Genomic DNA, 24,948 nt, shown 5'->3' with positions numbered 1-24,948 from the left:
GTCACAGGTGGCTCACCCCCTCCGGGATGTCGTAGAAGGTGGGGTGCCGGTACGGCTTGTCGGCGGACGGGGCGAAGAAGGGGTCGCGCTCGTCCGGCGAGGAGGCGGTTATCTCCGTGGAGGGCACCACCCAGATGGAGATGCCCTCGCCGCGCCGGGTGTACAGGTCGCGGGCGTTGCGCAGGGCCATCTCCGCGTCGGGGGCGTGCAGGCTTCCCGCGTGCGTGTGCGAGAGGCCTCGCCGCGAGCGCACGAACACCTCCCACAGGGGCCAGTTCTGCGTCATACCCGTGCCTCCACGTCGTTCTTTGCGTTCTCTGCGTTCTTCGCGGCAGCGTTCGCCGCTTGCTTTTCCGCGTACGCCGCGGCCGCGTCGCGCACCCAGGCGCCTTCCTCGTGCGCCGTGCGCCGCTGGCTCAGCCGCTGCTCGTTGCAGGGGCCGTTGCCCTTGAGCACGTCCCAGAACTCGGCCCAGTCGATGGCACCGAAGTCGTGGTGCCCGCGCTCCTCGTTCCACTTGAGGTCCGGGTCGGGCAGGGTCAGGCCCAGGGCCTCCGCCTGCGGGACGGCGATGTCCACGAACCGCTGGCGCAGCTCGTCGTTGGAGTGCCGCTTGATCCGCCAGGCCATCGACTGCGCCGAATGCGACGACTCGTCGTCCGGCGGGCCGAACATCATCAGGGAGGGCCACCACCAGCGGTCCACCGCGTCCTGCGCCATCGCGTGCTGGGCCTCGGTGCCCTTGGAGAGGGCCATGAGCAGCTCGAAACCCTGCCGCTGGTGGAAGGACTCCTCCTTGCAGATCCGGACCATGGCGCGCGCGTAGGGCCCGTAGGAGCAGCGGCAGATCGGCACCTGGTTGGTGATCGCCGCGCCGTCCACGAGCCAGCCGATGGCGCCGACGTCCGCCCAGGTCAGGGTGGGGTAGTTGAAGATCGACGAGTACTTCTGCTTGCCCGCGTGGAGCATGTCGAGCAGCTCGTCGCGGCTGGTGCCGAGGGTCTCCGCCGCGCTGTAGAGGTACAGCCCGTGGCCCGCCTCGTCCTGGACCTTGGCCATCAGGATGGCCTTGCGGCGCAGCGAGGGGGCGCGGGTGATCCAGTTCGCCTCCGGCTGCATGCCGATGATCTCGGAGTGGGCGTGCTGGGCCATCTGGCGGACCAGGGTCGCGCGGTACGCCTCGGGCATCCAGTCGCGCGGTTCCACGCGCTCCTCCGCCGCAACGGCCGCGTCGAACGCCGCCGCGAGCTGTGCGCTCATGTCCGGATCTGTCTCCGGGGTCACTGCCACCATCCCGGCCCCTCGTCAGTGTCTGCCTTTATGGCTCTGCCATCCGCCCGACCGACCGATCGTTCGGTTCATGCTCTTCAATGGTGAGACGGCGGCCCGTAGGGTGTCAACCTCTGTGGTCAACCCTGTGGACGCCGGACGATCGGGGCGGGATGGATTCGTACGAGCACGAGAGCGCCGAAGGGGCCGCCGCACCGCCCGGCGAGCCGCCCGTTCCGGCACTCGTCCCGGCACCCGTCACGTCACCCGTTCCAGTGCCCCCGCGGGCGGCCGGGATCGCCGGACTGCCCACCCCGTACCGGATCCTCACCGCCCTCGCCCTGGGGGCCGTGGCCGTGGCCGCCTGTACCCACCTCGCGCTGGTCTTCCTGCACGTCGCCCCGTCCAACACGGTGAGCAAGCAGCACGCGGACACGATCGACGGCTGGATCTACCCCGAGTTCGAACAGAACTGGAAGCTCTTCGCGCCCAACCCGCTCCAACAGAACATCTCCGTGGAGGTGCGCGCCCAGGTGCGGACCGCCGACGGGGAACTCGTCACCACCGACTGGCGCGACCTGAGCGCCGAGGACGGCGCGGCCATCCGGCACAGCCTGCTGCCGAGCCACACCGAGCAGAACGAGCTCCGCAGGGCGTGGGACTTCTTCACCGGCTCCCACGACGAGGAGAACGAGCCGAACGGCGAGCGCGGCGAGCTGTCCGAGCAGTACCTGCGGCGGATCGCGGTGGACCGGCTGACCCCGGACCACGTGGACGCCGCGGGCGGACGGCTGCTGCGGGTCCAGCTGCGTTCGGCGACGACGGCGGTCGCCGCGCCGAAGTGGAGCGACGAGACCACCGACACCCAGACGTACTACCGGGAGCTGCCGTGGTGGACCGTGTGAGAGCCGGTCTGGCGAGGGCGCTGGAGCAGGTCACGGGGCGGGCGCTGGGCCCGTACCAGAGCGCCGTGGTGCGCATCGGCTTCGCCGGGACGTGGCTCTTCTTCCTGCTGCGGGAGTTCCCGAACCGCGCCGAGCTGTACGGGCCGGACGGGCCGTGGAGCTGGGAGCTCGCCGACCGGCTGACCGCCTCCAACGGCGCCTTCAGCGTGCTGATGTGGTCCGACTCGACGGTGTGGTTCGAGATCGTCTACGCGGTCGCCGTACTGGCGAGCGTCGCGCTGCTGCTGGGCTGGCGGACCAGGGCCGTGTCGGTCGTGTTCATGGTCGGGGTGCTCTCGCTGCAGAACCGCAGCGTGTTCATGGGCGACGGCGGCGACAACGTCATCCACCTGATGGCGATCTACCTGGTACTGACCCGCTGCGCGCAGGTGTGGTCGCTGGACGCGCGCAGGGCCCGGCGGGGGTCCTCCGCCGCGGCCGGGGCGGCCGGGCCGGTGCTGTGGGCCGTGCTGGGGGCGGTGTACGCGTACGGGGCGGCGACCGGGCGGTTCAGCGCGGGCTGGCTGGCGGCGTTCGCGGTGGTGTGGGTGCTGTGCGGGCTGTGGTGGCTGGTGGACCGCCATGAGCCGGAGGGGGACCGGCGGGCCGCCCTGGACGTGCTGGCCAACCTGCTGCACAACGCGGGGATGCTGGTGATCATGGCGGAGGTCTGCCTGATCTACGCCACGGCGGGCTGGTACAAGATCCAGGGCTCGCGCTGGCAGGACGGGACGGCCCTGTACTACCCGCTGGGGCTGGACTACTTCACGCCGTGGCCGGGGCTGTCGGGGGTGCTGGCGGGCAGCGGGACGGTGGTGATGCTGCTGACGTACGGGACGGTGGCGGTGCAGGTCGCCTTTCCGTTCACGCTGTTCAACCGGCGGATCAAGAACGTGCTGCTCGGGGTGATGATGCTGGAGCACGCGGGGATCGCGGTGCTGTTGGGGCTGCCGTTCTTTTCTTTGGCGATGATCGCCGCCGATGCGGTGTTTCTGCCGACGGGGTTTCTGGTGTGGGTGGGGGCCCGGGTCGCTGCGCGGGTGGCTGCGCGGCGGCGGGTTGCGGAGCCGGCCGTGGCCGCCGTGGCCGCCGTGGAGGCGGCGCCTGGCCCGGCCGGCCGCTGAGCCGTGCCCTGCGGGGCCTGTCCCCTACCCGCCCTTCCACCGTTCCCTGGGGCTCCGCCCCAGACCCCGCGCCTCAAACGCCGGCGAGGCTGAATGGGTGGGGCTCCGCCCGGGTCCGGGCAGCGCCCGGGGAACGGTGGAAGGGTGGGGCGGGGAGAAGCCCCGCGCAGCGGTATACCCGGCGGGGCGGGGAGAGGGCCCGTGCGGCGGCTGGTGTGGGGTCGGACCGTAGGGTCGGGGGTATGAGTGACCAGCAGAGCCCCGAGGAGACCGTGCGGCAGTGGCAGGAGGCCGCCCAGGCGGGGGATCTCGTGTTGCTCGACGGGTTTCACGCGCTGAAGCACGCCCTGCGGTTCGGGGCCGACGTGCGGATGGTCGTCGCCGACGAGCCGGACGCCGTACGGGGCCTCGCCCGCGAGTTGGCTCCGGATGTCGAGGAGGACGTGGCCCGGCTCGTGCGGCCGGCTCCGCTGAAGAAGTTCCTGCCCCGCGTGCACCCCACCGGGGTCGCCGCGCTCGCCCTGCGGCCCGACCGGGCGCAGGGCATCGCGGGGCTGGGCCGGATGCCGCGGAGCGCGCCGATCGTCGTGCTCGACAACCCCCGCAACCTCGGCAACGTCGGTGCCGTCGTCCGGCTCGCCGCCGGCTTCGGCGCCACCGGCGTCGTGACCCGGGGCGATCTCGACCCCTGGCACCCGAATGTGGTCCGGGCCGGGGCCGGGCTGCACTACGCCACGACGGTGGAGCGGCTGGAGCTGGACGAGCTGCCGCCCGGGCCGCTCTACGCGCTCGACCCGGAGGGTGAGGACATCCGTGCCCTCACCCTCCCCGACGACGCCCTGCTCGCCTTCGGCTCGGAACGCCACGGGATCTCGCCCGAGCTGCGCGCCCGCGCCGACCACCTGGTGTCCCTGCCGATGCGACCGCAGGTCTCCAGCTACAACCTGGCGACGAGTGTCGCCATGGCCCTGTTCCACTGGGGTGGGCCGAACGCCGCCGACTAGGCCTGGCGGCGGACCTCCACCACGCGGAAGCGGTTCGAGACGAACGCGCCGTCGCAGAGCGCCGCGTTGGCCGCCGGGTTGCCGCCCGAGCCGTGGAAGTCGGAGAAGGCCGCGGTCTGATTGACGAAGACCCCGCCGGTCAGGTTCAGCGAGAGCTGCGCGGACTCCTCCAGGCAGACCTCCTCGATCGCCCGCTCGGTGTCCGGGGAGGTGGTGTAGGCGCCCACCGTCATCGCGCCCTTCTCGCGGACCGTCCGACGGAGGAGGTCGAGGGCGTCCGTGGTGGAGTCCACGGCCACCGCGAAGGAGACCGGGCCGAAGCACTCCGAGAGGTAGGGCGCCTCCGGGTCCGGCTTGGCGGCGTCCAGCTTGACCATCACCGGCGTGCGGACCACCGCGTCCGGGAACTCGGGGTTCGCGACCTCGCGGGAGGGCAGCGCGACCTCGCCGAGGGCGGCCGCCGCCTCCAGGCGGGCCTTGACGTCCGGGTTGACCAGCGCGCCGAGCAGCGCGTTGGCCCGGGCGTCGTCGCCCAGCAGGCCGCCGACGGAGGCCGCGAGGTCGGCGACGACCTCGTCGTACGTCTTGTGGCCCGCATCGGTGTCGATGCCGTCGCGCGGGATCAGCAGGTTCTGCGGGGTGGTGCACATCTGGCCGCTGTAGAGGGAGAGCGAGAAGGCCAGGTTGGACAGCATGCCCTTGTAGTTGTCGGTGGAGTCGATGACGACGGTGTTGACGCCCGCCTTCTCCGTGTAGACCTGCGCCTGGCGGGCGTTGGCCTCCAGCCAGTCGCCGAACTCCGTCGACCCGGTGTAGTCGATCAACTTGATCTCGGGGCGGACGGCGAGGGCCTTGGCGATGCCTTCGCCCGGGCGCTCGACGGCGAGGGCCACCAGGTTCGGGTCGAAGCCGGTCTCGGCGAGGACCTCGCGGGCCACCTTGACCGTGAGCGCCAGCGGGAGGACGGCGCGGGGGTGCGGCTTGACCAGCACCGGGTTGCCCGTGGCCAGGGAGGCGAACAGGCCCGGGTAGCCGTTCCACGTCGGGAAGGTGTTGCAGCCGATCATCAGGGAGATGCCGCGCGGGACCGCGGTGAAGGTCTTGCCGAGCTCCAGCGGGTCCTTCTTGCCCTGCGGCTTCGACCAGTCGGCCTGCCCCGGGACCCGGGTCTGCTCCTCGTACGCGTAGGCGACCGCCTCCAGGCCGCGGTCCTGCGCGTGGGGGCCGCCCGCCTGGAACGCCATCATGAAGGCCTGGCCGCTGGTGTGCATGACCGCGTGCGCGAACTCGTGCGTGCGGGCGGAGATGCGCGACAGGATCTCGATGCAGACCAGGGCGCGCGCCTCGGGGCCCGCGTCGCGCCAGGCGGCCATGCCGGCCTTCATCGCGGGCAGCAGTACGTCCATGTCCGCGTGCGGGTACTCCACGCCGAGCGCCGGGCCGTACGGGGACACCTCGCCGCCGGTCCAGCCGTCGGTGCCGGGCTGGTCCAGCTCGAAGCGGGTGCCGTCGAGGGCCTTGAAGGCCGCGAGCCCGTCGGCGGGGGCGGTCTCGCCGTACGCCTTGGGGTGCTCGGGGTGCGGGGACCAGTAGGCGCGGCTGCGGATCGCGGACAGGGCCTGGTCCAGGGTGGGCCGGTGCCTGTCGGAGAGCGCGGACAGCTGGGGGACGGTGAGCTCGGCGGCCATCAGGGACCAACTCCTCGTTGAGCCGGGCGAAGGAGAGCAGACTGGAGTTAGAGTAACCGAACGATCGGTCGGGACAAGAGGGCCCGGCAGACCTGTGGATAAGTCGGTGCGGGAGGATCAGGACATGACAGCAATCGAGCGGTCCCGCACAGTGGCGGTCATCGGCGCGGGAACCATGGGGCAGGGCATCGCCCAGGTCGCCCTTCTCGCAGGTCACCGCGTGCTGATCTACGACATCGACGCCTCCCTCGCCGCCGACGGGGTCTCCTTCGTGCAGGACCGCGTCGAGCGGATGGCCGCCAAGGGGCGCCTCGATCGGGCCGAGGCCGAGGACGCGATCGGCCGAATCGATTCGGCGGCCGCCCTCGCGGACCTCGGCGACTGCGCCCTCGTCGTCGAGGCGGTCGTCGAGAACGTCGGAGTCAAGAGCGCGCTCTTCAAGGCGCTCGAAGAGGTGGTTTCGCCGGACGCGTTGCTGGCCACCAACACCTCCTCCCTCTCCGTCACCGAGCTCGCCGCCGGTCTCGCGCACCCGGGCCGCTTCCTCGGCCTGCACTTCTTCAACCCGGCGCCGCTGCTCCCGCTCGTCGAGGTGGTCAGCGGATTCGCGACCGACCCGGCCGCCGCCGACCGCGCGTACCGCACCGTCCTCGGCTGGGGGAAGACCCCGGTCCGCTGCGCCGACACCCCCGGCTTCATCGTCAACCGGATCGCCCGCCCCTTCTACGCCGAGGCCTTCGCGGTGTACGAGGAGCAGGGCGCCGACCCGGCCACCATCGACGCCGTGCTCCGCGAGAGCGGCGGCTTCAAGATGGGCCCGTTCCAGCTGACCGACCTGATCGGCCAGGACGTCAACGAGGCCGTGACCCGCTCGGTGTGGGAGTCCTTCTTCCGCAGCCCCAAGTTCACACCGTCCCTCGCTCAGCGCCGGCTGGTCCAGTCGGGCCGCCTCGGCCGCAAGTCGGGGCACGGCTGGTACCCGTACGGCCCGGACGCGCAGGTGCCCGGCCCGCACACCGCCGGCCCCGAGGACGCCCCGGAGAAGGTCACCGTCGTCGGCGACCTGGGGCCCGCGGCGGAGCTGACCGACCTCCTGGAGGAGGCCGGGATCGCGGTCACGGCCACCGGGAGCGGAGGCCCGTACATCCAGCTGCCCGGCGAGGGCCAGCTGGTCCTCGCGGACGGCAAGACCTCCGTGGAGTTCGCGGACGTCGTCTACTTCGACCTCGCGCTCGACTACCGGGCGGCCACCCGGATCGCGCTCTCCGCCAGCGCGGACACCAGCGAGCGGACCCTCGCCGAGGCGATCGGCCTCTTCCAGCGGCTCGGCAAGAAGGTCTCCGTCATCGGCGACGTCCCCGGCATGATCGTCGCCCGGACCGTCGCGATGCTGATCGACCTGACGGCCGACGCGGTCGCGCGCGGCGTCGCCTCCGCCGAGGACATCGACACGGCGATGCGGCTCGGGGTCAACTACCCCGTGGGCCCGGCCGAATGGCACGACCGGCTCGGCCGGGACTGGGCGTACGACCTGCTGCACCACCTCGACGAGCGCTGTCCCGGCGGCCGGTACGCGCCCTCGCTCGCCCTGTTCAAGCTGGGCTACGAGGCGGGCGAGGACGAGGGCGGCGAGGGCGACGACGGCGAGACGGCGGACGATTCGGGGGAGACTGAATGACCACGGCCAAGCGGGACACGTACACACCCGAGACGCTGTTGTCCGTCGCCGTCCAGGTCTTCAACGAGCGCGGCTACGACGGCACCTCGATGGAGCACCTCTCCAAGGCCGCCGGCATCTCCAAGTCCTCGATCTACCACCACGTCACGGGCAAGGAGGAGCTGCTGCGGCGGGCCGTCAGCCGGGCCCTCGACGGGCTCTTCGCGATCCTGGAGGAGCCGGGAGCCATACGGGGCCGCGCGGTCGAGCGCGTCGAGTACGTCACGCGCCGGACGGTCGAGGTCCTGGTCTCGGAGCTGCCGTACGTGACGCTGCTGCTGCGCGTGCGCGGCAACACCCGCACGGAGCGGTGGGCCCTGGAGCGCCGCCGCGAGTTCGACCACCAGGTGGCGGACCTGCTCAAGGCGGCGGCGGCGGACGGGGACCTGCGCGCGGACGTGGACATCCGGCTCGCCACCCGGCTGCTCTTCGGCATGGTGAACTCCCTGGTCGAGTGGTACCGACCGCACCCGGGCACGAGCCACGCCCAACTCGCCGACGCGGTCGTCCACATGGCCTTCGACGGGCTGCGCACGGCCCGCTGAGCGGCCTGCGCACGGCCCGCTGAGCGGCCTGCGCGGCCCGTTGCCGCCCCTACTCCTCGGCGATGACCGGCGCGCCCGAAGGGCCCGGGCCGGCGTCCAGGAGATCCGTTTCCTCGAAGACCAGCAGGGTGCGGGTCGAGAGCACCTCCGGGATGGACTGGAGGCGGGTCAGGACCAGCTCGCGCAGGGTCCGGTTGTCCGGGGTGTGCACCAGCAGCAGGACGTCGAAATCACCGCTGACCAGGGCGATGTGCGCGGCGCCCGGCAGCTCGCGGAGCTTCTCGCGGACCGTGCGCCAGGAATTCTGGACGATCTTCAGGGTGATGTAGGCGGAGGCGCCCTGACCTGCCCGTTCGTGGTTCACGCGGGCCGTGAACCCCCGGATCACCCCATCGTCGATCAGCCGGTTGATCCGGGCGTAGGCGTTCGCGCGCGAGACGTGGACCTGTTCCGCGACGGACCGTATCGACGCGCGGCCGTCCGCCTGGAGCAGTCTGATGATCGACCGGTCGATCGGATCCAGGGGCCTGGGTGCGACGGGTGGCACCGGTGGGGCCGATGTGGCGCCCCCCGATGGGACCGATGCGGAACCCGCTCCGGCCATTTGTTCATCCGGCATTGCCCGATGCCTCCCTCTCCTGGACGTCCTGCGTCCATCCCAGAGCCCCGGCGCCCGTTTGTCCACAGCCTGGAGCCGCCTGTAGCCAAATTGCGCGAACAACCGAACAATCGGTAGGTGAGGCGCCTCACACCCGAGCCGTCGCTTCCCCCAGCTACCGCTGGGGGTGCCCCAGCCCGCTTCCCACGAGGAGGTGTACGCCGCCATGACGGTCCAAGAGCTGCCCGGTGCCGGTGCGTCCCACCGTTCCACCCCGCCGCCCGCCTGGAGGCCCCGTACGGACGCCGCTCCGCTGCTGCCCGACGCCGAGCCCTACCGGGTACTGGGCACCGAGGCGGCCGGCCGGCTCGACCCCGCGCTGATGCGCCGCTGCTACGCCGAACTGGTGCGCGGCCGTCGCTACAACGCCCAGGCCACCGCACTGACCAAGCAGGGGCGGCTCGCCGTCTACCCCTCCACGGTCGGCCAGGAGGCCTGCGAGATCGCGGCCGCGCTGGTCCTGGAGGACCAGGACTGGCTCTTCCCGAGCTACCGCGACACCCTGGCGGCCGTGGCGCGCGGACTGGACCCCGTCCAGGCCCTGACCCTGCTGCGCGGCGACTGGCACACCGGCTACGACCCCCGCGAGCACCGGATAGCCCCGCTGTCGACCCCGCTCGCCACCCAGCTGCCGCACGCGGTGGGCCTGGCGCACGCGGCCCGCCTGCGCGGGGACGACGTCGTCGCGCTGGCCATGGTCGGCGACGGCGGCACCAGCGAGGGCGACTTCCACGAGGCGCTAAACTTCGCCGCCGTCTGGCAGGCCCCGGTGGTCTTCCTCGTGCAGAACAACGGCTTCGCGATATCCGTCCCGCTCGCCAAGCAGAGCGCCGCCCCGACGCTGGCCCACAAGGCCGTCGGATACGGCATGCCCGGCCGGCTGGTCGACGGCAACGACATCGCGGCGATGCACGAGGTGCTGACCGAAGCCGTCCGGCGGGCCCGGGCCGGAGGTGGTCCGACCCTGATCGAGGCCGTCACGTACCGGATGGAGGCCCACACGAACGCCGACGACGCGACCCGCTACCGGGGCGACGCCGAGGTCGAGGCCTGGAAGGCGCACGACCCGATCGACCTGCTGGAGCGCGAGCTCACCGCGCTCGGGATGCTCGACGAGGCCGGCGTGGCGCAGGCCCGCGAGGACGCCGAGGCGATGGCCGCGGCCCTGCGCGAGGGAATGAACGCCGACCCCGTGCTGAACCCGATGGACCTGTTCGAAAACGTCTACGCGGAGCAGACCGGCCTGCTGCGCGAGCAGGCGGCCATGCTGCGCGCCGAGCTGGAAGCCGAGGACCAGGAGTGACGACGGTGGCGGCGAAGTCCGCGAAGTCGGGGGTCAAGCCCGCGACGATGGCGCAGGCCCTGACCCGGGCGATGCGCGACGCGATGGCCGAGGACCCGACGGTCCACGTCATGGGCGAGGACGTCGGCACGCTCGGCGGGGTCTTCCGGATCACCGACGGGCTCGCCAAGGAGTTCGGCGAGGACCGCTGCACGGACACCCCGCTCGCGGAGGCCGGCATCCTGGGCGCGGCGGTCGGCATGGCCATGTACGGGCTGCGGCCGGTCGTGGAGATGCAGTTCGACGCGTTCGCGTACCCGGCCTTCGAGCAGCTGATCTCGCACGTCGCGAAGATGCGCAACCGTACGCGCGGCGCGATGCCGCTGCCCATCACCATCCGGGTGCCGTACGGCGGCGGGATCGGCGGCGTGGAGCACCACTGCGACTCCTCCGAGGCGTACTACGTGGCCACGCCCGGCCTGCACGTGGTGACCCCGGCGACCGTCGAGGACGCGTACGGGCTGCTGCGCGCGTCGATCGCGAGCGACGACCCGGTCGTCTTCCTGGAGCCGAAGCGGCTGTACTGGTCCAAGGCCGACTGGTCGCCGCAGGCGCCGACGGCCGTCCCGGGCATCGGGAAGGCGCTGGTGCGGAGGGCGGGCACGAGTGCCACGCTGATCACGTACGGGCCTTCGCTGCCGGTGTGCCTGGAGGCGGCCGAGGCGGCGCGCGAGGAGGGCTGGGACCTGGAGGTCGTGGACCTGCGCTCGCTCGTGCCGTTCGACGAGGAGACGGTCGTGGAGTCCGTACGCCGGACCGGGCGCGCCGTCGTGGTCCACGAGGCCAACGGCTTCGGCGGACCGGGCGCGGAGATCGCCGCCCGCGTCACGGAGCGGTGCTTCCACCACCTGGAGGCGCCGGTGCTGCGGGTGACGGGCTTCGACATCCCGTACCCGCCGCCGATGCTGGAGAAGCACCACCTGCCCGGTGTGGACCGGATCCTGGACACCGTGGCCCGCCTGCAGTGGGAGAACTGATGCCGCAGGTAATGGAGTTCAAGCTTCCCGATCTCGGGGAGGGCCTGACCGAGGCCGAGATCGTCCGCTGGCTGGTCGCGGTGGGCGATGTCGTCGCCATCGACCAGCCCGTGGTCGAGGTCGAGACGGCCAAGGCGATGGTGGAGGTTCCGTGCCCCTACGGCGGGGTCGTCACGGCCCGCTTCGGGGAGGAGGGCACGGAACTCCCCGTCGGGGCGCCGCTGATCACCGTGGCGGTGGGGGCGGGCGCCGAGGTGGAGCCGGCCGCACCCGAGGCGGAGTCCTCGGGCTCCGGGAACTCGCCCCGGCCCCTGATCGGTTACGGCACGGACCACTCGCGCCCGGCGCGTCGGCGACGGGTGCGACCCGTCACCGCCGCGGTGCAGGCGCCTGCGCCGATGCCGGTCGCCGCGCCGGTCGCACCGGTCGCGCCGCCGGTCGCCGCGCCGGTCCCGCAGCCGGTGGTGGATGCTTCGGCCGGCCCGGTGCCCGTCATCTCGCCGCTCGTGCGGAAGCTGGCGCGGGACGGCGGGGTCGACCTGCGCGGGCTGTCGGGGTCGGGGCCGGACGGGCTGATCATGCGGGCGGACGTCGAGGCGGCGCTGGCGGCGCTGCGGGCGCCCGAGCCCGTCGCCGTTGCCGAGCCCGTCGCCGTCGCCGCGCCCGCGCAGGGTGACCGCGTGCCGCTCAAGGGCGTGCGCGGCGCGGTCGCGGAGAAGCTGTCGCGCAGTCGGCGGGAGATCCCGGACGCCACCTGCTGGGTCGACGCCGACGCCACCGAGCTGATGGCCGCGCGGGCCGCGATGAACGCGGTCGGCGGGCCCAAGATCTCGGTGCTGGCGCTGCTGGCCCGGATCTGCACGGCCGCGCTCGCGAAGTACCCGGAGCTCAACTCCACGGTGGATCTGGCGGCGAACGAGATCGTCCGGCTGCCGTCGGTGCACCTGGGCTTCGCCGCGCAGACGGAACGCGGGCTGATGGTGCCGGTGGTCCGGGACGCGCACACGCGCAACCCGGAGTCCCTGTCGGCGGAGTTCGCCCGGCTGACGGAGCTGGCGCGGGGCGGGAAGCTGTCCCCGGCGGACCTCACCGGCGGGACGTTCACCCTGAACAACTACGGGGTGTTCGGGGTCGACGGCTCCACGCCGATCATCAACCACCCGGAGGCGGCCATGCTCGGCGTGGGCCGCATCATGGCGAAGCCGTGGGTCCACCAGGGGGAGCTGGCCGTGCGTCAGGTCGTCCAGCTGTCCCTCACGTTCGACCACCGGGTCTGCGACGGGGGTACCGCGGGGGGCTTCCTCCGCTACGTCGCGGACTGCGTGGAGTCTCCGGCCGTGTTGCTGCGCAGCCTGTAGTCGTCCGACGGGGCGGGGTGGGCGTGCGGGTTCCGCTGCGCGGAGCTGCTCCCCACCCCGCCTTTTCTCCGTTTCTCGGGGCTCCGCCCCGGACCCTCCCCCCAGACTTCGTCCGGGGGGACCCCCACGCCTCAAAAGCCGGCGAGGCCGGATTTCCCAGCCCGTCCGGCGTTTGAGGACCGGGTCCGGGCAGAACCCGGGGAACGGTGGAAGGGCGGGTAGGGGACAGCCCCGCGCAGCGGCCGTCCCGGCCCCGTCCGGGGCCGAGGAGGTCGACCGGGACGCCCTGGAGGGGCTGGTGGCCGCCGCGCTCAGGCCGTAGGCACCGTGAGCAGCACCTTGCCGACGTGGCTGCTCGCCTCCAGCACGCGGTGGGCCTCGGCCGCCTCCGTGATCGGGAGCGTCGCGTGCACCACCGGGCGGACCCGGCCCGCGGACACCAGCGGCCATACGTGTTCCCGTACGGCCGCCACGATGGCCGCCTTCTCCTCCAGTGGCCTGGCACGCAGTGTGGTCGCGGTGATCGCGGCCCGCTTGGCCATCAGCGCGGCCAGGTTCAGCTCGGCCTTCACCCCGCCCTGGAGTCCGATCACCGCGAGCCGGCCGTTCACGGCCAGCGCGGACACGTTCCGGTCGAGGTACTTCGCGCCCATGATGTCCAGGATCACGTCCGCCCCGGCCCCGCCGGTCGCCGCCTTGATCTCCTCCACGAAGTCCTGTTCGCGGTAGTCGATCAGGACGTCCGCGCCCAGCTCCGCGCAGCGCGCCAGCTTCTCCGGTCCGCCGGCCGTCACCGCGACCTTCGCGCCCACGGCCTTGCCCAGCTGGATCGCCATGGTGCCGATGCCGCTGGACCCGCCGTGCACCAGCAGGGTCTCGGCGGGGCGCAGTCCGGCCACCATGAACACGTTGGACCACACCGTGGCGACCGCCTCGGGCAGCGCGGCCGCCGTCACGAGGTCCACGCCCGCCGGGACCGGCAGCAGTTGCCCCGCGGGGACGGCCACCTGCTGCGCGTACCCGCCGCCCGACAGCAGCGCGCACACCTCGTCGCCCACCGCCCAGCCGGACACCCCGGGCCCGATCGCGCTCACGCGTCCGGAGCATTCCAGGCCGGGGTAGGGGGAGGCGCCGGGAGGCGGGTTGTAGAACCCCTGGCGCTGCAGGAGGTCGGCGCGGTTCACGGCGCTCGCCGCGACCTCGACGAGCACCTCGCCCTCGCCCGCCACCGGATCGGGTACGTCGGTCCAGACGAGGGCCTCGGGGCCGCCGGGCTGCTCGATGGTGATCGCATGCATGGCCCGGAGGCTAGCCGAGGGCAATCGCGCCCGACTACTCGGCAGGGCCCAGTGTCACCGGCGCCGAAGCCGGCGGTACCGCGCGGACGATGGTGATGAGACGGTCCGTCAGCTGAAGCGGGCTCGCGTGCGGGTCGTCGTACGGCAGCAGCCGGTGTCCGCGCAGCACGCTCACCACCAGGTCGGCGGTCTCCCGTACTGACTTGCCCACCTCGGCCTTGTTCACGGGCCGTTCGATGAGGTCGAGGCCGCTGCCCTGCTGGATCAGGTCCTCCATCACCGTGCCCGCGCTCGGGCTGAGCACCGACAGGCCCAGCAGCCGGCCGGCCGCGCTCGCGCTCGTGATGACCGCGTCGGCGCCGGACTGGCGCAGCAGCGGCGCGTTCTCCTCCTCGCGGACGGCGGCGACGATCTTCGCCCCCCGGTTGAGCTGGCGGGCCGTCAGGGTGACCAGCACCGCCGTGTCGTCCCGCTGCGTCGCGATGACGATCTGGCGGGCCTTCTGCAGCTCGGCGCGCAGCAGCACGTCGGAGCGGGTGGCGTCGCCCACCACGCCCGTGAATCCCTCCGCGTTGGCCGTGTCGATCACCTTGGCGCTGGGATCGACGATGACGACCTGCTCCTTGGACAGTCCGGTGGCCAGCAGTGTCATCAGGGCGGAACGGCCCTTGGTGCCGAAGCCGACGACGACTGTGTGGTCACGCAAGTTCTTCCTCCAGCGGTTCAGTCGCCACTCTTCCCTCGTCCGCTCCGTGAGGACTTCCAGGGTGGTACCGACCAGGATGATCAGGAACAGCACGCGCAGGGGCGTGATCAGCAGGACGTTGACCAGTCGCGCGCTGTCGCTGTACGGGACGATGTCGCCGTAGCCGGTCGTCGAGAGCGTCACGGTCGCGTAGTAGACGCAGTCGAGGAAGTCGACCTTCTCGTTGGCGTTGTCGTGGTAGCCCTCGCGGTCCGTCCACACGATCAGGACCGTCAGGCACATCACGAACAGGGCCATCAACAGGCGCCGGGACACCTGCCGCAGGGGTCTTTCGACGACCCGCTTGGGCAGTTTGATGCGCCGGGAGACGAGTTTCTCGTCGGCGCCGCGGGCCATGGCGTCTTGGCCGTGAAGTTTCACGTGAAACATCCCCCCGAGGCCCAGGGCAGATCCAGGATCTCCAGTTCCTGACCGGACCGCGCGCCGTTCGGCGGTACGACGGCCAGCGCGTCGGCGGCCGCCACGCCGCGCAGCATCGCGGGGCCGTTGTAGCGCAGCGGGACCGCGTGCTCGTCGCCGAGCAGCACCGGGACGAGCCGGGTGTCGTGCGGGTGGCCCGGTACGTCACCTTGGATCGTCGCCGTGTAGCGGGGGCGCCGGCGGCGGCCGGCGAGGGCGCGCAGCAGCGGGTCGGCGAGGGTCAGCAGCCCGGAGACGGCGGCGAGGGGGTTGCCGGGCAGCCCCACCAGGTGCCTTCCGTCGGCCCGGTCGCCGACACGGGCCAGCAGCATCGGGTGCCCCGGGCGTACGGCGACTCCGTCGACGAGCAGCTCGGCCCCGGCCCGCTCCAGCACGGGGTGGACGTGGTCGACGGGCCCGGAGGCGGTGCCGCCGGTGGTGACGATGAGGTCGGCGGTGGAGGTGGTGACGGCCTTGAGGAGGGCCTCGACCCCGGCGGGGTCGTCGCCGAGCCGCCGGGTGGCCACGACCTCGGCGCCGAGCCGGGTGAGCCAGGGGCCGAGCATGGGGCCGAGCGCGTCGCGGATCAGGCCGTCGTGCGGGAGGCCCTCGGTGAGCAGCTCGTCGCCGAGCACCAGGATCTCCACGCGGGGCCGGGGCCGGGTGGTCAGCTCGTCGTACCCGGCGGCCGCGGCGAGGCCGAGAACGGCCGGGGTGACCAGGGATCCGGCGGGCAGCAGCAGGTCGCCGGAGCGGCACTCCTGGCCGCGCGGGCGGATGTCCTGGCCGGTGACGACGGGCCGCTCGGCGAAGAGCTGGGCGCCGGACTGGCGGCTGTGCTCACTGCGGATGACGGCGGTGGTGTCGGCGGGAATCCGGGCGCCGGTGGCGATCCGTACGGCCTCGCCGTCCGCGAGGGCCTCGGGCCGATCGGTACCGGCGAGCACGTCCTTGCCGGTGCGCACGGTCCACGGGCCGGGGCCGGCGACGGCCCAGCCGTCCATCGCGGAGGTGTCGAACGACGGGAGGTCGGTCAGGGCGTCCAGGGGCGCGGCCAGTACCTCGCCGAGGGCGTCCGCGAGGGGCACCCGGTGGGTACGCGCCCGGACCCCGCTGCCCGCCTGGACGGCGGCCTCCCGGGCCCGCGGCCAGGCGGCTGCGCGGTGGCCGGAGCCGGAGCCGGAGCGGGGGTCCGAGCTGCCGGAGCCGGAGCCGGAGCCGGAGCCGGAGCCGGAGCCGCCGTGCGGGCCGTGGCCGGGATTGCCGGGGTTGCTGCGGCTGACCAGGGCCAGAGCCTGGTCGAGGGCGTGTTCGGCGTCGGTGGGGGTCATCCGGAGCCGTTCTGTTCGGCGTCCGCGTCGGCTTCGGCGGCCCAGCGCAGCGCCAGGTCGGCGGCCTTGCGGGAAGCCTCGGCGACGGCTTGGGCGGGGTCGGCGCCGGTGGCCGCGGCGTGGGCGGCCGCGTAGCCGACGAGGAAGGTGGTCAGCGGGGCAGCGGGCCGGGCGACGCCGTGTGCGGCGTCACGGGCGAGGTCGAGCAGGGTCTTGGTGTCGACGGTGAGGTCGATGCCCAGCTCGTTCTTGACGGCGGTGATCCATTGGTCCAACACGGTCCCATGGTCCCTGATCCTGGCCCGGGCGGCCGCGAGATCCTCCCAGGTGTCGCAGTCGAAGGAGGCCAGTGGCTGCGCGGCGATGCGGGTGAGGTCGAGTTCGGCGGTGACGACGCGGAGCGGGAGCCCGGTCAGCCGGCCGTGTTCGGTGGCGAGCAAGGCGATCTCACGGCGCAGCGGCTCGGCCCGATAGGCGGCGACCAGAGGCTGGTTCTTGCCGTCCGGGTCCCGCAGCAAGGCCCCCTCGGCGGCCCCGACACCGTCGAGGAGCGCCCGTACGGTGTCCCGGTCCAGGAACGGCAGGTCGGCGGAGAGCACGAGGACCAGCTCGGCGGTGGTCTGGCGGAGCCCGGCGTCCAGCGCGGCGACCGGGCCGCCGCCCGGTGGTTCCTCGCGGGCCCAGCGCACCGGGCGCGCGGTCGCGCGGCGGCCGCCGACCACGACGGTGGTCGCGGCGTCCGCGCAGGCGTCGAGGACGCGGTCGAGGAGGGTGCGGCCGCCGACGCTCAGCGCGGGCTTGTCGGCCCCGCCGAGGCGCCTCGCGGCGCCGCCGGCCAGCACGATCGCGTCGTAGTCCATGCCTCTGAGTATGCGCGGCCCATGTCCCCTGCGGGGAGCCGCACTTACCGGGCCCTTACAGGGGCCCAGGTCCCCTGCCGGGGCTCCGCCCCAGACCCCGCGCCTCAAACGCCGGCGAGGCTGGATTTTGGGGGCCCCTGCTGGGGCTCCGCCCCAGACCCCGCGCCTCAAACGCCGGCGAGGCTGGATTTTGGCTCATGCCGCCTGCCTGGCACAACCCAGCCCCTCCGGCGTTTGAGGAGCGGGGTCTGGGGCGGATCCCCAGGAAGCTGCGCCGCACATGACGGAGGCGGGCCCGGCTGTGTAGCCGGACCCGCCGTGCTTTCGCTGACCGCCGGAGGCTAGAGGTACGGGCCGGAGCGGACCGGACCGTGGCCGTCTTCGTCGTCCGTCGGCGCCCCCGGAGGGAGCGCGCGCCGCATCTGTTCCAGTTGTGCCCGTGCCGCCATCTGCTGTGCGAACAGGGCCGTCTGGATGCCGTGGAAGAGGCCCTCCAGCCAGCCCACCAACTGCGCCTGCGCGATGCGCAGTTCCGCCTCCGAGGGAATGGCCTCCTCGGTGAACGGGAGCGACAGGCGCTCCAGTTCCTCCACGAGCTCGGGGGCCAGGCCGTCCTCCAGCTCCTTCACCGAGGCGGCATGGATGTCCTTGAGCCGGACCCGGCTCGCCTCGTCGAGAGGCGCGGCACGTACCTCTTCCAGGAGTTGCTTGATCATGCTGCCGATCCGCATGACCTTGGCGGGTTGTTCGACCATCTCCGTCACCGGGACCTCGCGCGACTCGTCATCGGCGCCGCCGACCGCCATCCCGTCCTGTCCCACGATCAAGACGTTCGGGGGGCTGTCCTGCGACCGTTCACTCCTCGGCATCTCCATGCCGGTCATTCTCTCGCACACCTTCGTCAGCAGACGTGTGCCCCCGCACGAGCGTGATCCACCCTGTACGGGGGCACGGGATCAGCCTGCCGTCCGCCGGGCGAGCGCGCCGCTCGAACGGGTGACCAGGGCGGCCAGCAGCGCCGCGCCCAGCGGGACCACGATCAGCAGCCCGCCCAGGGTCTCCCAGGGCACCGCGATCGGCACGTACGGCACCTCGTCCACCGAGGTGTAGCCCATGTCGATCCCCGATGCGTAGAGCCGCTCCAGCTCCCGCTGCTGGGTGAGCCGCAGCCCGACCGCCGGCAGGATTCCGGCCGCCGAGCCCAGGACCACGCCCATCAGGGCGACCACCCCGCACTGGAAGCCGCTCAGCGTGCGCCGCACCCGCGGCGCCGCGCCCACCGCCGCCAGGGTCTTCAGGTCGGCCTCGGCGTCGGCCTGGGCGAGCCCGGTGGCGATGCCTGCCGCGCCGATGGTGACCAGGCCGGCGAAGACGGTGAGGGCGAGCAGGGCGAGGCGGTCGTCCCCCTGGTAGCCCGCCTCGATGCGCAGGGAGGCCTCCACGCCCATCCGGTCGATCTCCCCGGCGATGCTCTGGCGCTGCTCGGTGCTCGCCGTCCCGTCGAGGCTGAAGAAGGAGCCGAGCGGGGCCGTGGTCAGCCCGGTCGCCTTGACGGCCGCGGCCGGCAGGATCGCCTCGAGGCCCCAGCCCTCGGCGCTGTCGGGTGCTTGGTGAACGGGGAGGACCTTGTCCTGGCCCGGCGGGTCCTCACCGGGCTTGCCGAGGCCGTCGGCGGCCTGCGGGTCGGTGATGATCCGCAGGGTGAGCTTGCCGTCCTTGACGTTGCGCTTGTCGAAGGAGACGGCCTGTCCGGCCTTGAGGGCGGCCACCGAGCCCGGATCGGTCACGGCCAGTACGGAGAGCAGCTTCTCGTCGGCGACGACGATGTCGTTCTGCATGCTGTGCCGGTCCTGTTGGCACCGCCAGTCCTTGCGCAGCTCCTTCGCCTGTTTCGGGTCGAAGGAGGCGGGCCCGTTCGCGCTGTCGTAGAGCGGGCAGCGCTGCTCCTTGGGCGCGATGATCTGGACCCGGCCGCAGCCCGGTTCCGAGGAGTACTGCGCACAGCCCGGCTTGCCGACGACGAGCCGGTCGACGTCCGCCCGCTGATTCAGCGGGAGTTGCTTGGCGAGGGCCTCGCGAAGGGCGGGCACCTCCTTGTGGGCGCTGTTCTCGGTGGTTTGCAGCAGCCCGGTGCCGTGCGGCAGGTCGGCCACGTACTCGTGTCGCAACTGCACGTCCTGGCTGTGCTGGTACGTGGCCACCGCGACGGATCCGGCGACGGCGGCCAGTACGGCGGCCACGGCGGGCGCCGTGCGCCCCCGGTTGCGCACGGCGTCGCGCAACGCGAGCCGCGGCGACAGCGGCAGCCATCGCCCGAGCCGTCCGAAGAGGCCGACGAGGACCGGGGTGAGGGCGACGATGCCGAGTTCGGCGAGGGCGCTGCCGGCCGCCACGACGGTGGAGCCCATCTGCGAGGTGGTGCCGTACAGGGCGATCGCGGCGCCGGCGGCGACGGCGACCAGACCCACGATCGGCAGCACCCGGTTGGCGTGGCGGATCCCGCGGCGGCCGGTCAGCGAGGCGAGCACGGTCTGCCGGGAGGCGGTGACGGCCGGGACGATCGCGGCCAGCAGTCCGGTCACCACGGCGAGCAGGGCGATCCCGGCCAGTTCCAGCGGGCGGAAGTCGAAGCCGCCGAAGCGGTTGCCGATCTGCTCCTCCAGCACCGGCCGGAGCACGACGGTCAGCGCCACGCCGACCACGGTACCGGTGACGGCGGCCACGGCGCCGATGACCAGGCCGCCGGAGAGCACGATGGAGCGGATGTGACGCCGGTCGCCGCCGTTGGCGCCGACCAGGCCCAACTGACGGCGCGAGCGCCGGGCGCCGACCGCGAAGGCGGGTCCGGCGAGCAGGCAGATCTCCAGCATGGCGAGGCCGACGACGGTGGCCAGGATGGCCAGCTCGCTCGCCGAGCCGCCGCTGTCGCGGGTGAACTGCTCCTTCGACTCCTGCTGGTAGAGCGGGACGTCGGAGTCGGCGGGCGGGTCGAGGACGACGGCGCGGGAGATGACGACCAGGCCCTTGGTGTTGGCCGCCTTGACGATGTTCCACGTGAAACCATCACCGCCGAGCTTGACCAGGTAGGAGACCTCGGGGTGCAACCCGGGTGCTCCGGAGGCCTGAAGAGCCCGGTCGAGCGGGGCGAACAGGGTTCCGGGCGGGGCGAGGAGCTCGTCCCGGTCGAGCTCGTCGGGCAGCTCGTAGGCGCCGACGATCTTGTACGAGGAGTTCGCGCCCCGCGGGGTGACCGAGGAGCCGACGTGGAGCCCGGAGTTCTTCAGGAAGGCGGTGGTGGCGAGGACCTCGCCCGCGACCTCGGGCAGCCGGCCGCGGTCGACCGTGATCAGGCCGGCCGTCAGCGGGCTGTGCGTGTCGAGTTCGCGCAGCTGGGTGTCGAGCAGTCCGTGCTTGGTGCGGACCTTGGCGTAGGCGTGGGAGTCCTTGATCGCCTGGGCGCCGGGCGGGAGCGCGGCGCCCACCGGATCCGGCTGCTCCTCCTTCGGGCGGGGCCCGCCGGCGTAGTCCTTGAAGCCGCCGACCGGCGCGTAGCTGGAGCCGTCGGGCTTCTGGAGGATGGGCCCGCCGATGTGCGAAGGGCTCACCCGGGCGTCGGCGGCGCCGATCTGGCGGGTGACCTGCTGCGCGGGGGAGAGCTCGGCGCTGCGCAGCGTGAGGTCGGCGGCGCTCACCCCGACGATCGGCAGGGCGAGCATCGCGAGGACCAGGGAGCTGCGGCCCTTGGCGCGCCAGGCGTCGCGGCGGGCGATGCGCAGCGCCGCGACCCAGGAGTGGTACCAGCCTTGGAGCGAGGAGGTCACTGGCGGGCCGCCTGCCCGGAGAGCAGGGAGTCGGCTTCGCTGCGCAGGGTCTCGTCGATGACGCTGCCGTCGCGCAGGAAGACCACGCGGTCGGCCCAGGCGGCGAACCGCGGTTCGTGCGTGACGAGGATTCCGGCCGCGCCCGCGTCGCAGCGCGAGCGCAGCAGGGCCAGGACGGACTCGCCGGTCTCGGAGTCGAGGGCGCCGGTGGGTTCGTCGGCGAGGACGAGGCGGCGGTCGCCGACCAGGGCGCGGGCGATGGCCACGCGCTGTTGCTGGCCGCCGGACATCTCGTCGGGGAAGCGGTCGGCGAGTTCGCCCAGGCCCATCTCCTCCAGCGCGGCGAGCGCGGAGACGCGGGCCTTGCGGGCGGAGGTGCCGTCGAGTTCGCGGGGCAGGGCCACGTTCTCCGCGGCGGTGAGCGCCGGGATCAGGTTGTAGTCCTGGAAGACGTAGCCGATGCTGCGGCGGCGCAGGGCGGCCAGCTCCTTGCGGCTCGCGGTGGTGATGTCGGTGCCCTCGACGATCACCCGGCCGCTGGTCGGGGTGTCGAGGCCGCCCGCGAGGGTGAGCAGCGTGGACTTCCCGGAGCCCGAGGGGCCCATGACGGCGACGAGTTCGCCGGGGTGGACGGACAGGTCGATGCCGCGCAGGGCGTGTACCTCGGTGGCGCCGCTGCCGTGGGTGCGCACGAGTCGGTCCAACTGCAGGACGGGCTGCCGGGGCTGGGGCTGCTGGTGCTGTTCGGGCATGAAGGGTCCCCCCTGGAACGGTGGTTCAGCCTCGCCGCGTGCGGGCGGTACGGGGCCGGGTGGTGGCGGTCGGGGCCGGAGACGCGGTCACGGCGTCCTCGCCGGCAGCGGCAACGGGCGGTTCGGCCTGGGGCGGTTCGGGCTGCGCGGCTCTCCGGTCGGCCGGCTGGGAGAGCCTGACCAGCCGGGCTTCGCAGTGGTCGAGCCAGCGGGCCTCGGCCTCGGTCTGGAAGATCAGCTGTTCCAGGACGAGCAGCCAGGCCACGTCGTCGCGTTCGCGGGACCGCCCGCTCTCGACCGCGGCGAGCGCGGTGGCCTTGAGCCGGGTGTAGTCCTGCATCGCCTTGATGGTGGCGTGGCGTTGGGACTGGATGACGGCGCGGATGTCCACGCTCGGGGCGCCCACGGCCATGGCGAGCTTGATGGACAGCTCGTCACGGGGTGGGTTGGCCCGGTCGACGGGGCGCTCGTACCACTCGCGCAGTTCGGTGCGGCCGGAGTCGGTGATGGCGTAGAGGGTGTGCCCGGCGGAGTCCTCGCCGCCGGGCGCGACGAGGCCGTCGCGTTCGAGGCGGGCCAGGGTGGTGTACACCTGCCCGACGTTGAGCGGCCAGGTGGAGCCGGTGCGGGATTCGAATTCGGTGCGCAGCTGGGAGCCGTACCTGGGGCCCCGTTCGAGCAGGGCGAGCAGGCCGTGACGGATCGACATACTCGGTATGTATACCGAGTATGTTCGTTCCCGGCAACCACCGCCGGTGCTGCCTCCGGCTGGTTACGCGGACCGGCGCAGCCGCATCCCGAGGTAGCCCAGACCCAGGCCCATCAGGGCGAACCCGGTCCCCAGCGGCAGTATGTGCGCGGCCAGATCGGCGGCCCGCTCGTTCGGCTCGGTGCCCAGCGCGCTGACCGCCGCGGGCGGCGGGGTCGGTTCCGGCCGCGGGGGTTCCTGCGGTTCGGTGCGCGGCCGGACCGGCACGGGTCGGGCGGCCACGACGAGCTCCGGGTTCGCCGGTTCGCCGACCGGTCTGCCGGGACGGTCCCGGCCGACGCCGGCCGCGGAGCCGGCCAGTTCCGGCTGGGCGTCGTCCGGCGGCGCGGGGGCGGCGGCGGCGCGGGGGGCCGGAGCGAGGTACCAGGCGTGGGCGGGGCCGATGGGCGCGAGCACGGCGGCGGCGAGTGCGGCGGCGGTGAGCGCGGCCGCGGTGAGCGCGGCGCGGGCCGGCCGGCGGGTCGGGCGGAAGCCTTGGATCACGGGGTGCCCCTCCCGTCCCGAGCGTGCAGATCGTGCGGAGATATGCGCTCAGATTTACATAACGAGACAAAAGCGGCATCCCGGGCGCCCCATCGGGGTGCCCGGGATGCCGGTCTGGAGCAGTCGCCGCGCTATTCCGGGATTCCGGTCGACACGGTCAGCGTGTAGGTCGTGCCTTCCTTCTCGATCTTGTCGCCGGGGCGCGGGGACTGGTCGAGCACCTGGTCCTTGCCGTACACGGCCTCGTCCTTGGGGACGACCTCGTACTTGCCGCCCGAGGCCTGGATGCAGGCCTTCACGGATTTCAGGTCCTTGTACCGCAGGTCGGGCGCCGAGTACTTGCCCGCCTCGCTGAAGTGCCTCACCGGCTCCTTGCACAGCTTCGGGTCGATCGTGCGCGAGGGGTCCGGCCCCTTGCTGCTGGGCTTGGCGGAGGGAGCGGCGCCGGTCGAGCTGCCCTGCGACGCAACGTTCTTCGCGTCCTTGTCGTCGTCGCCGTTCGCGATGATCGCCGCGATCAGGCCGCCGATCGCCAGCAGCGCCACGGTGATCGCGCCCACGACCACCGGCATGTTCTTCTTGCCGCCGCCGGCGGCGCCGCCCGAGCCCGACTGGCTCTGCGTGGTCGCGGGGGAGATCGTGTACGGCGGCGGGGTCTGCGGCGAGTACTGCTGCTGCGGCGGGGGAGTGTGCGGGTACGCGTAGCCGCCCTGCGCGTGCGCCTGCGGGGCCGGCGTCGGAGGCCCGTACGGACCGGGCGCCGGGGTCTGCGGCGCCGGGTACGGCTGCTGCACCGAATGCGGCGGGGGCTGGAAGCCGGAGTCCACCGGCGGGAACACGGCCGAGGCCACACCCGCGCCGTTGCCGCCCGTGGTGGCGCCCGGGATGATGGCCGGCGCACCGGTCTGTCCGGCGGCCAGCACCCGGGCGATCTCGTCCGCCATGGCCGCCGCCGTGGGGAAACGCTCGTTCGGGTTCTTCTTCAGGGCGCGCGCCACCAGCGCGTCCATCGCCGGGGTCACCGCGCGGTTGATGGAGGACGGGGCGACCGGCTCCTCCTGCACGTGTGCGTACGCTATGGCCAGCGGCGAGTCCGCGTCGAAGGGGATCCGCCCGGTCAGCAGCTGGAACAGCATGATGCCGACCGAGTACAGGTCGGAGCGGGCGTCGACCGCGCGCCCCAGCGCCTGCTCGGGCGACAGGTACTGCGGGGTGCCGACGACCATGCCGGTCTGCGTCATCGAGGTGACCCCCGACTGCATGGCGCGGGCGATGCCGAAGTCCATGACCTTGACCACGCCGCGCTTGGTCATCATGACGTTGCCCGGCTTGATGTCGCGGTGGACGAGCCCCATCTCGTGGCTGGTGTCCAGGGCGGCCAGCACGTCGGCCGTCACCTTCAGGGCCTTGTCGGCCGGCATCGCTCCGTACTGCGCGATGTCCGCCTGCAGCACGGAGCCGAGCGGCTGCCCCTCCACGTACTCCATGACGATGTACGGCATGAGCGAGCCCTCGAACTCGTCCTCACCCGTGTCGAACACCGAGACGATGTTGGTGTGCGACAGTTTGGCTACAGCCTGGGCCTCGCGCCGGAACCGCTCGCGGAAGGACTGTTCGCGCCCCAGCTCCGTGTGCAGCGTCTTGATGGCCACCTGGCGATCGAGCGCCGTGTCGTGAGCGAGGTACACGGCGGCCATGCCGCCCTCGCCGAGCAAATCCCGTAGCTGGTAACGGCCACGGGCCAGGGAACCGCCTGCGTACCGGCCCTGAGTGCCGTCCTGGCTCATGACTGTTGCTTCCCCTCAGCTGCTTGTGTCGCGCCCAGTCTGCCGGAGGGCAAGCA

Annotated in this window: 22 protein-coding genes; 8 read left to right on the top strand and 14 right to left on the bottom strand. The window is 72.7% G+C overall.

Annotated elements, in window-relative coordinates:
• Position 1 precedes the first annotated feature (1 nt).
• Together paaB and paaA are read right to left on the bottom strand one after the other, a co-directional pair.
• Positions 2–286, bottom strand: coding sequence for a 1,2-phenylacetyl-CoA epoxidase subunit PaaB (gene paaB / locus ACFV9H_RS20595; RefSeq protein ID WP_030009045.1), 285 nt, complete (start codon positions 284–286; stop codon positions 2–4).
• Positions 283–1,293: a 1,2-phenylacetyl-CoA epoxidase subunit PaaA gene (gene paaA / locus ACFV9H_RS20590; RefSeq protein ID WP_385400131.1), complete on the bottom strand. Its 1,011-nt coding sequence runs from the start codon at positions 1,291–1,293 to the stop codon at positions 283–285. Before paaA ends, paaB begins: the two co-directional genes overlap by 4 nt.
• A gap of 149 nt (positions 1,294–1,442) precedes the next feature.
• On the opposite strand from paaA, the gene ACFV9H_RS20585 reads away from it, so the two are divergent.
• The 3 genes from ACFV9H_RS20585 to ACFV9H_RS20575 all read left to right on the top strand — a co-directional run bounded on the left by ACFV9H_RS20585 (position 1,443) and on the right by ACFV9H_RS20575 (position 4,341).
• Positions 1,443–2,174: a DUF5819 family protein gene (locus tag ACFV9H_RS20585; RefSeq protein ID WP_385400129.1), complete on the top strand. Its 732-nt coding sequence runs from the start codon at positions 1,443–1,445 to the stop codon at positions 2,172–2,174.
• Positions 2,162–3,337: an HTTM domain-containing protein gene (locus tag ACFV9H_RS20580; protein ID WP_385400126.1), complete on the top strand. Its 1,176-nt coding sequence runs from the start codon at positions 2,162–2,164 to the stop codon at positions 3,335–3,337. The genes ACFV9H_RS20585 and ACFV9H_RS20580 overlap by 13 nt, the downstream gene beginning before the upstream one ends.
• Before the next feature lie 242 nt (positions 3,338–3,579).
• On the top strand, positions 3,580–4,341 hold the full coding sequence (locus tag ACFV9H_RS20575; RefSeq protein WP_385400125.1) for a TrmH family RNA methyltransferase: 762 nt from the start codon (positions 3,580–3,582) through the stop codon (positions 4,339–4,341).
• Here ACFV9H_RS20575 and paaN read toward each other — a convergent pair.
• Positions 4,338–6,029, bottom strand: coding sequence for a phenylacetic acid degradation protein PaaN (gene paaN, locus ACFV9H_RS20570; RefSeq protein WP_385400123.1), 1,692 nt, complete (start codon positions 6,027–6,029; stop codon positions 4,338–4,340). The genes ACFV9H_RS20575 and paaN overlap by 4 nt on opposite strands.
• A gap of 124 nt (positions 6,030–6,153) precedes the next feature.
• On the opposite strand from paaN, the gene ACFV9H_RS20565 reads away from it, so the two are divergent.
• Together ACFV9H_RS20565 and ACFV9H_RS20560 are read left to right on the top strand one after the other, a co-directional pair.
• Positions 6,154–7,707, top strand: coding sequence for a 3-hydroxyacyl-CoA dehydrogenase (locus ACFV9H_RS20565; protein WP_385400121.1), 1,554 nt, complete (start codon positions 6,154–6,156; stop codon positions 7,705–7,707).
• On the top strand, positions 7,704–8,291 hold the full coding sequence (locus ACFV9H_RS20560) for a TetR/AcrR family transcriptional regulator (protein ID WP_385400119.1): 588 nt from the start codon (positions 7,704–7,706) through the stop codon (positions 8,289–8,291). Before ACFV9H_RS20565 ends, ACFV9H_RS20560 begins: the two co-directional genes overlap by 4 nt.
• A gap of 49 nt (positions 8,292–8,340) precedes the next feature.
• On the opposite strand, the gene ACFV9H_RS20555 is transcribed toward ACFV9H_RS20560, so the two are convergent.
• Positions 8,341–8,910, bottom strand: coding sequence for an Lrp/AsnC family transcriptional regulator (locus ACFV9H_RS20555; protein ID WP_385400117.1), 570 nt, complete (start codon positions 8,908–8,910; stop codon positions 8,341–8,343).
• Positions 8,911–9,115: 205 nt separating this feature from the next.
• Here ACFV9H_RS20555 and pdhA point away from each other — a divergent pair, with 205 nt between their 5' ends.
• The 3 genes from pdhA to ACFV9H_RS20540 are packed head-to-tail and all read left to right on the top strand — an operon-like array spanning position 9,116 to position 12,626.
• Positions 9,116–10,252 (top strand): pyruvate dehydrogenase (acetyl-transferring) E1 component subunit alpha, encoded by a 1,137-nt coding sequence (pdhA, locus tag ACFV9H_RS20550; RefSeq protein WP_385400114.1) that lies wholly within the window; start codon positions 9,116–9,118, stop codon positions 10,250–10,252.
• A gap of 47 nt (positions 10,253–10,299) precedes the next feature.
• Positions 10,300–11,268: an alpha-ketoacid dehydrogenase subunit beta gene (locus ACFV9H_RS20545; RefSeq protein ID WP_385400210.1), complete on the top strand. Its 969-nt coding sequence runs from the start codon at positions 10,300–10,302 to the stop codon at positions 11,266–11,268.
• Positions 11,268–12,626, top strand: a complete 1,359-nt coding sequence (locus ACFV9H_RS20540) for a dihydrolipoamide acetyltransferase family protein (protein WP_385400111.1) — start codon at positions 11,268–11,270, stop codon at positions 12,624–12,626. The genes ACFV9H_RS20545 and ACFV9H_RS20540 overlap by 1 nt, the downstream gene beginning before the upstream one ends.
• A 311-nt stretch (positions 12,627–12,937) precedes the next feature.
• On the opposite strand, the gene ACFV9H_RS20535 is transcribed toward ACFV9H_RS20540, so the two are convergent.
• The 10 genes from ACFV9H_RS20535 to ACFV9H_RS20490 all read right to left on the bottom strand — a co-directional run bounded on the left by ACFV9H_RS20535 (position 12,938) and on the right by ACFV9H_RS20490 (position 24,892).
• Positions 12,938–13,924, bottom strand: coding sequence for an NAD(P)H-quinone oxidoreductase (locus ACFV9H_RS20535; protein WP_385400108.1), 987 nt, complete (start codon positions 13,922–13,924; stop codon positions 12,938–12,940).
• A 34-nt stretch (positions 13,925–13,958) separates the two neighbouring features.
• Positions 13,959–15,059: a potassium channel family protein gene (locus tag ACFV9H_RS20530; RefSeq protein WP_385400105.1), complete on the bottom strand. Its 1,101-nt coding sequence runs from the start codon at positions 15,057–15,059 to the stop codon at positions 13,959–13,961.
• Positions 15,047–16,420, bottom strand: coding sequence for a molybdopterin molybdotransferase MoeA (locus ACFV9H_RS20525; RefSeq protein WP_385400102.1), 1,374 nt, complete (start codon positions 16,418–16,420; stop codon positions 15,047–15,049). Before ACFV9H_RS20525 ends, ACFV9H_RS20530 begins: the two co-directional genes overlap by 13 nt.
• A complete protein-coding gene (locus tag ACFV9H_RS20520) occupies positions 16,417–17,280 on the bottom strand; it encodes an NTP transferase domain-containing protein (RefSeq protein WP_385400099.1) in 864 nt (287 codons plus the stop codon). The genes ACFV9H_RS20525 and ACFV9H_RS20520 overlap by 4 nt, the downstream gene beginning before the upstream one ends.
• 341 nt (positions 17,281–17,621) lie before the next feature.
• Positions 17,622–18,155: a bacterial proteasome activator family protein gene (locus tag ACFV9H_RS20515; RefSeq protein ID WP_329382534.1), complete on the bottom strand. Its 534-nt coding sequence runs from the start codon at positions 18,153–18,155 to the stop codon at positions 17,622–17,624.
• An 81-nt stretch (positions 18,156–18,236) separates the two neighbouring features.
• Entirely contained in the window at positions 18,237–20,996 is a 2,760-nt protein-coding gene (locus tag ACFV9H_RS20510; RefSeq protein ID WP_385400208.1) for an ABC transporter permease, read from the bottom strand.
• A 101-nt stretch (positions 20,997–21,097) separates the two neighbouring features.
• On the bottom strand, positions 21,098–21,853 hold the full coding sequence (locus ACFV9H_RS20505; RefSeq protein ID WP_385400096.1) for an ABC transporter ATP-binding protein: 756 nt from the start codon (positions 21,851–21,853) through the stop codon (positions 21,098–21,100).
• Positions 21,854–21,878: 25 nt separating this feature from the next.
• Complete coding sequence (locus ACFV9H_RS20500) at positions 21,879–22,562, bottom strand: PadR family transcriptional regulator (RefSeq protein ID WP_385400093.1); 684 nt, start codon at positions 22,560–22,562, stop codon at positions 21,879–21,881.
• 63 nt (positions 22,563–22,625) lie between these two features.
• Positions 22,626–23,105: a hypothetical protein gene (locus tag ACFV9H_RS20495; protein ID WP_385400090.1), complete on the bottom strand. Its 480-nt coding sequence runs from the start codon at positions 23,103–23,105 to the stop codon at positions 22,626–22,628.
• A gap of 131 nt (positions 23,106–23,236) precedes the next feature.
• The gene (locus tag ACFV9H_RS20490) at positions 23,237–24,892 is read right to left on the bottom strand and encodes a protein kinase (protein ID WP_385400088.1); all 1,656 of its coding nucleotides are present in this window, start codon (positions 24,890–24,892) and stop codon (positions 23,237–23,239) included.
• Between the last annotated feature and the right edge of the window lie 56 nt (positions 24,893–24,948).

Origin of the sequence: Streptomyces sp. NPDC059874 (genome assembly GCF_042731135.1) — a bacterium.
Lineage (GTDB): Bacteria > Actinomycetota > Actinomycetes > Streptomycetales > Streptomycetaceae > Streptomyces.
This window is presented reverse-complemented; position numbering and strand designations above follow the sequence as displayed.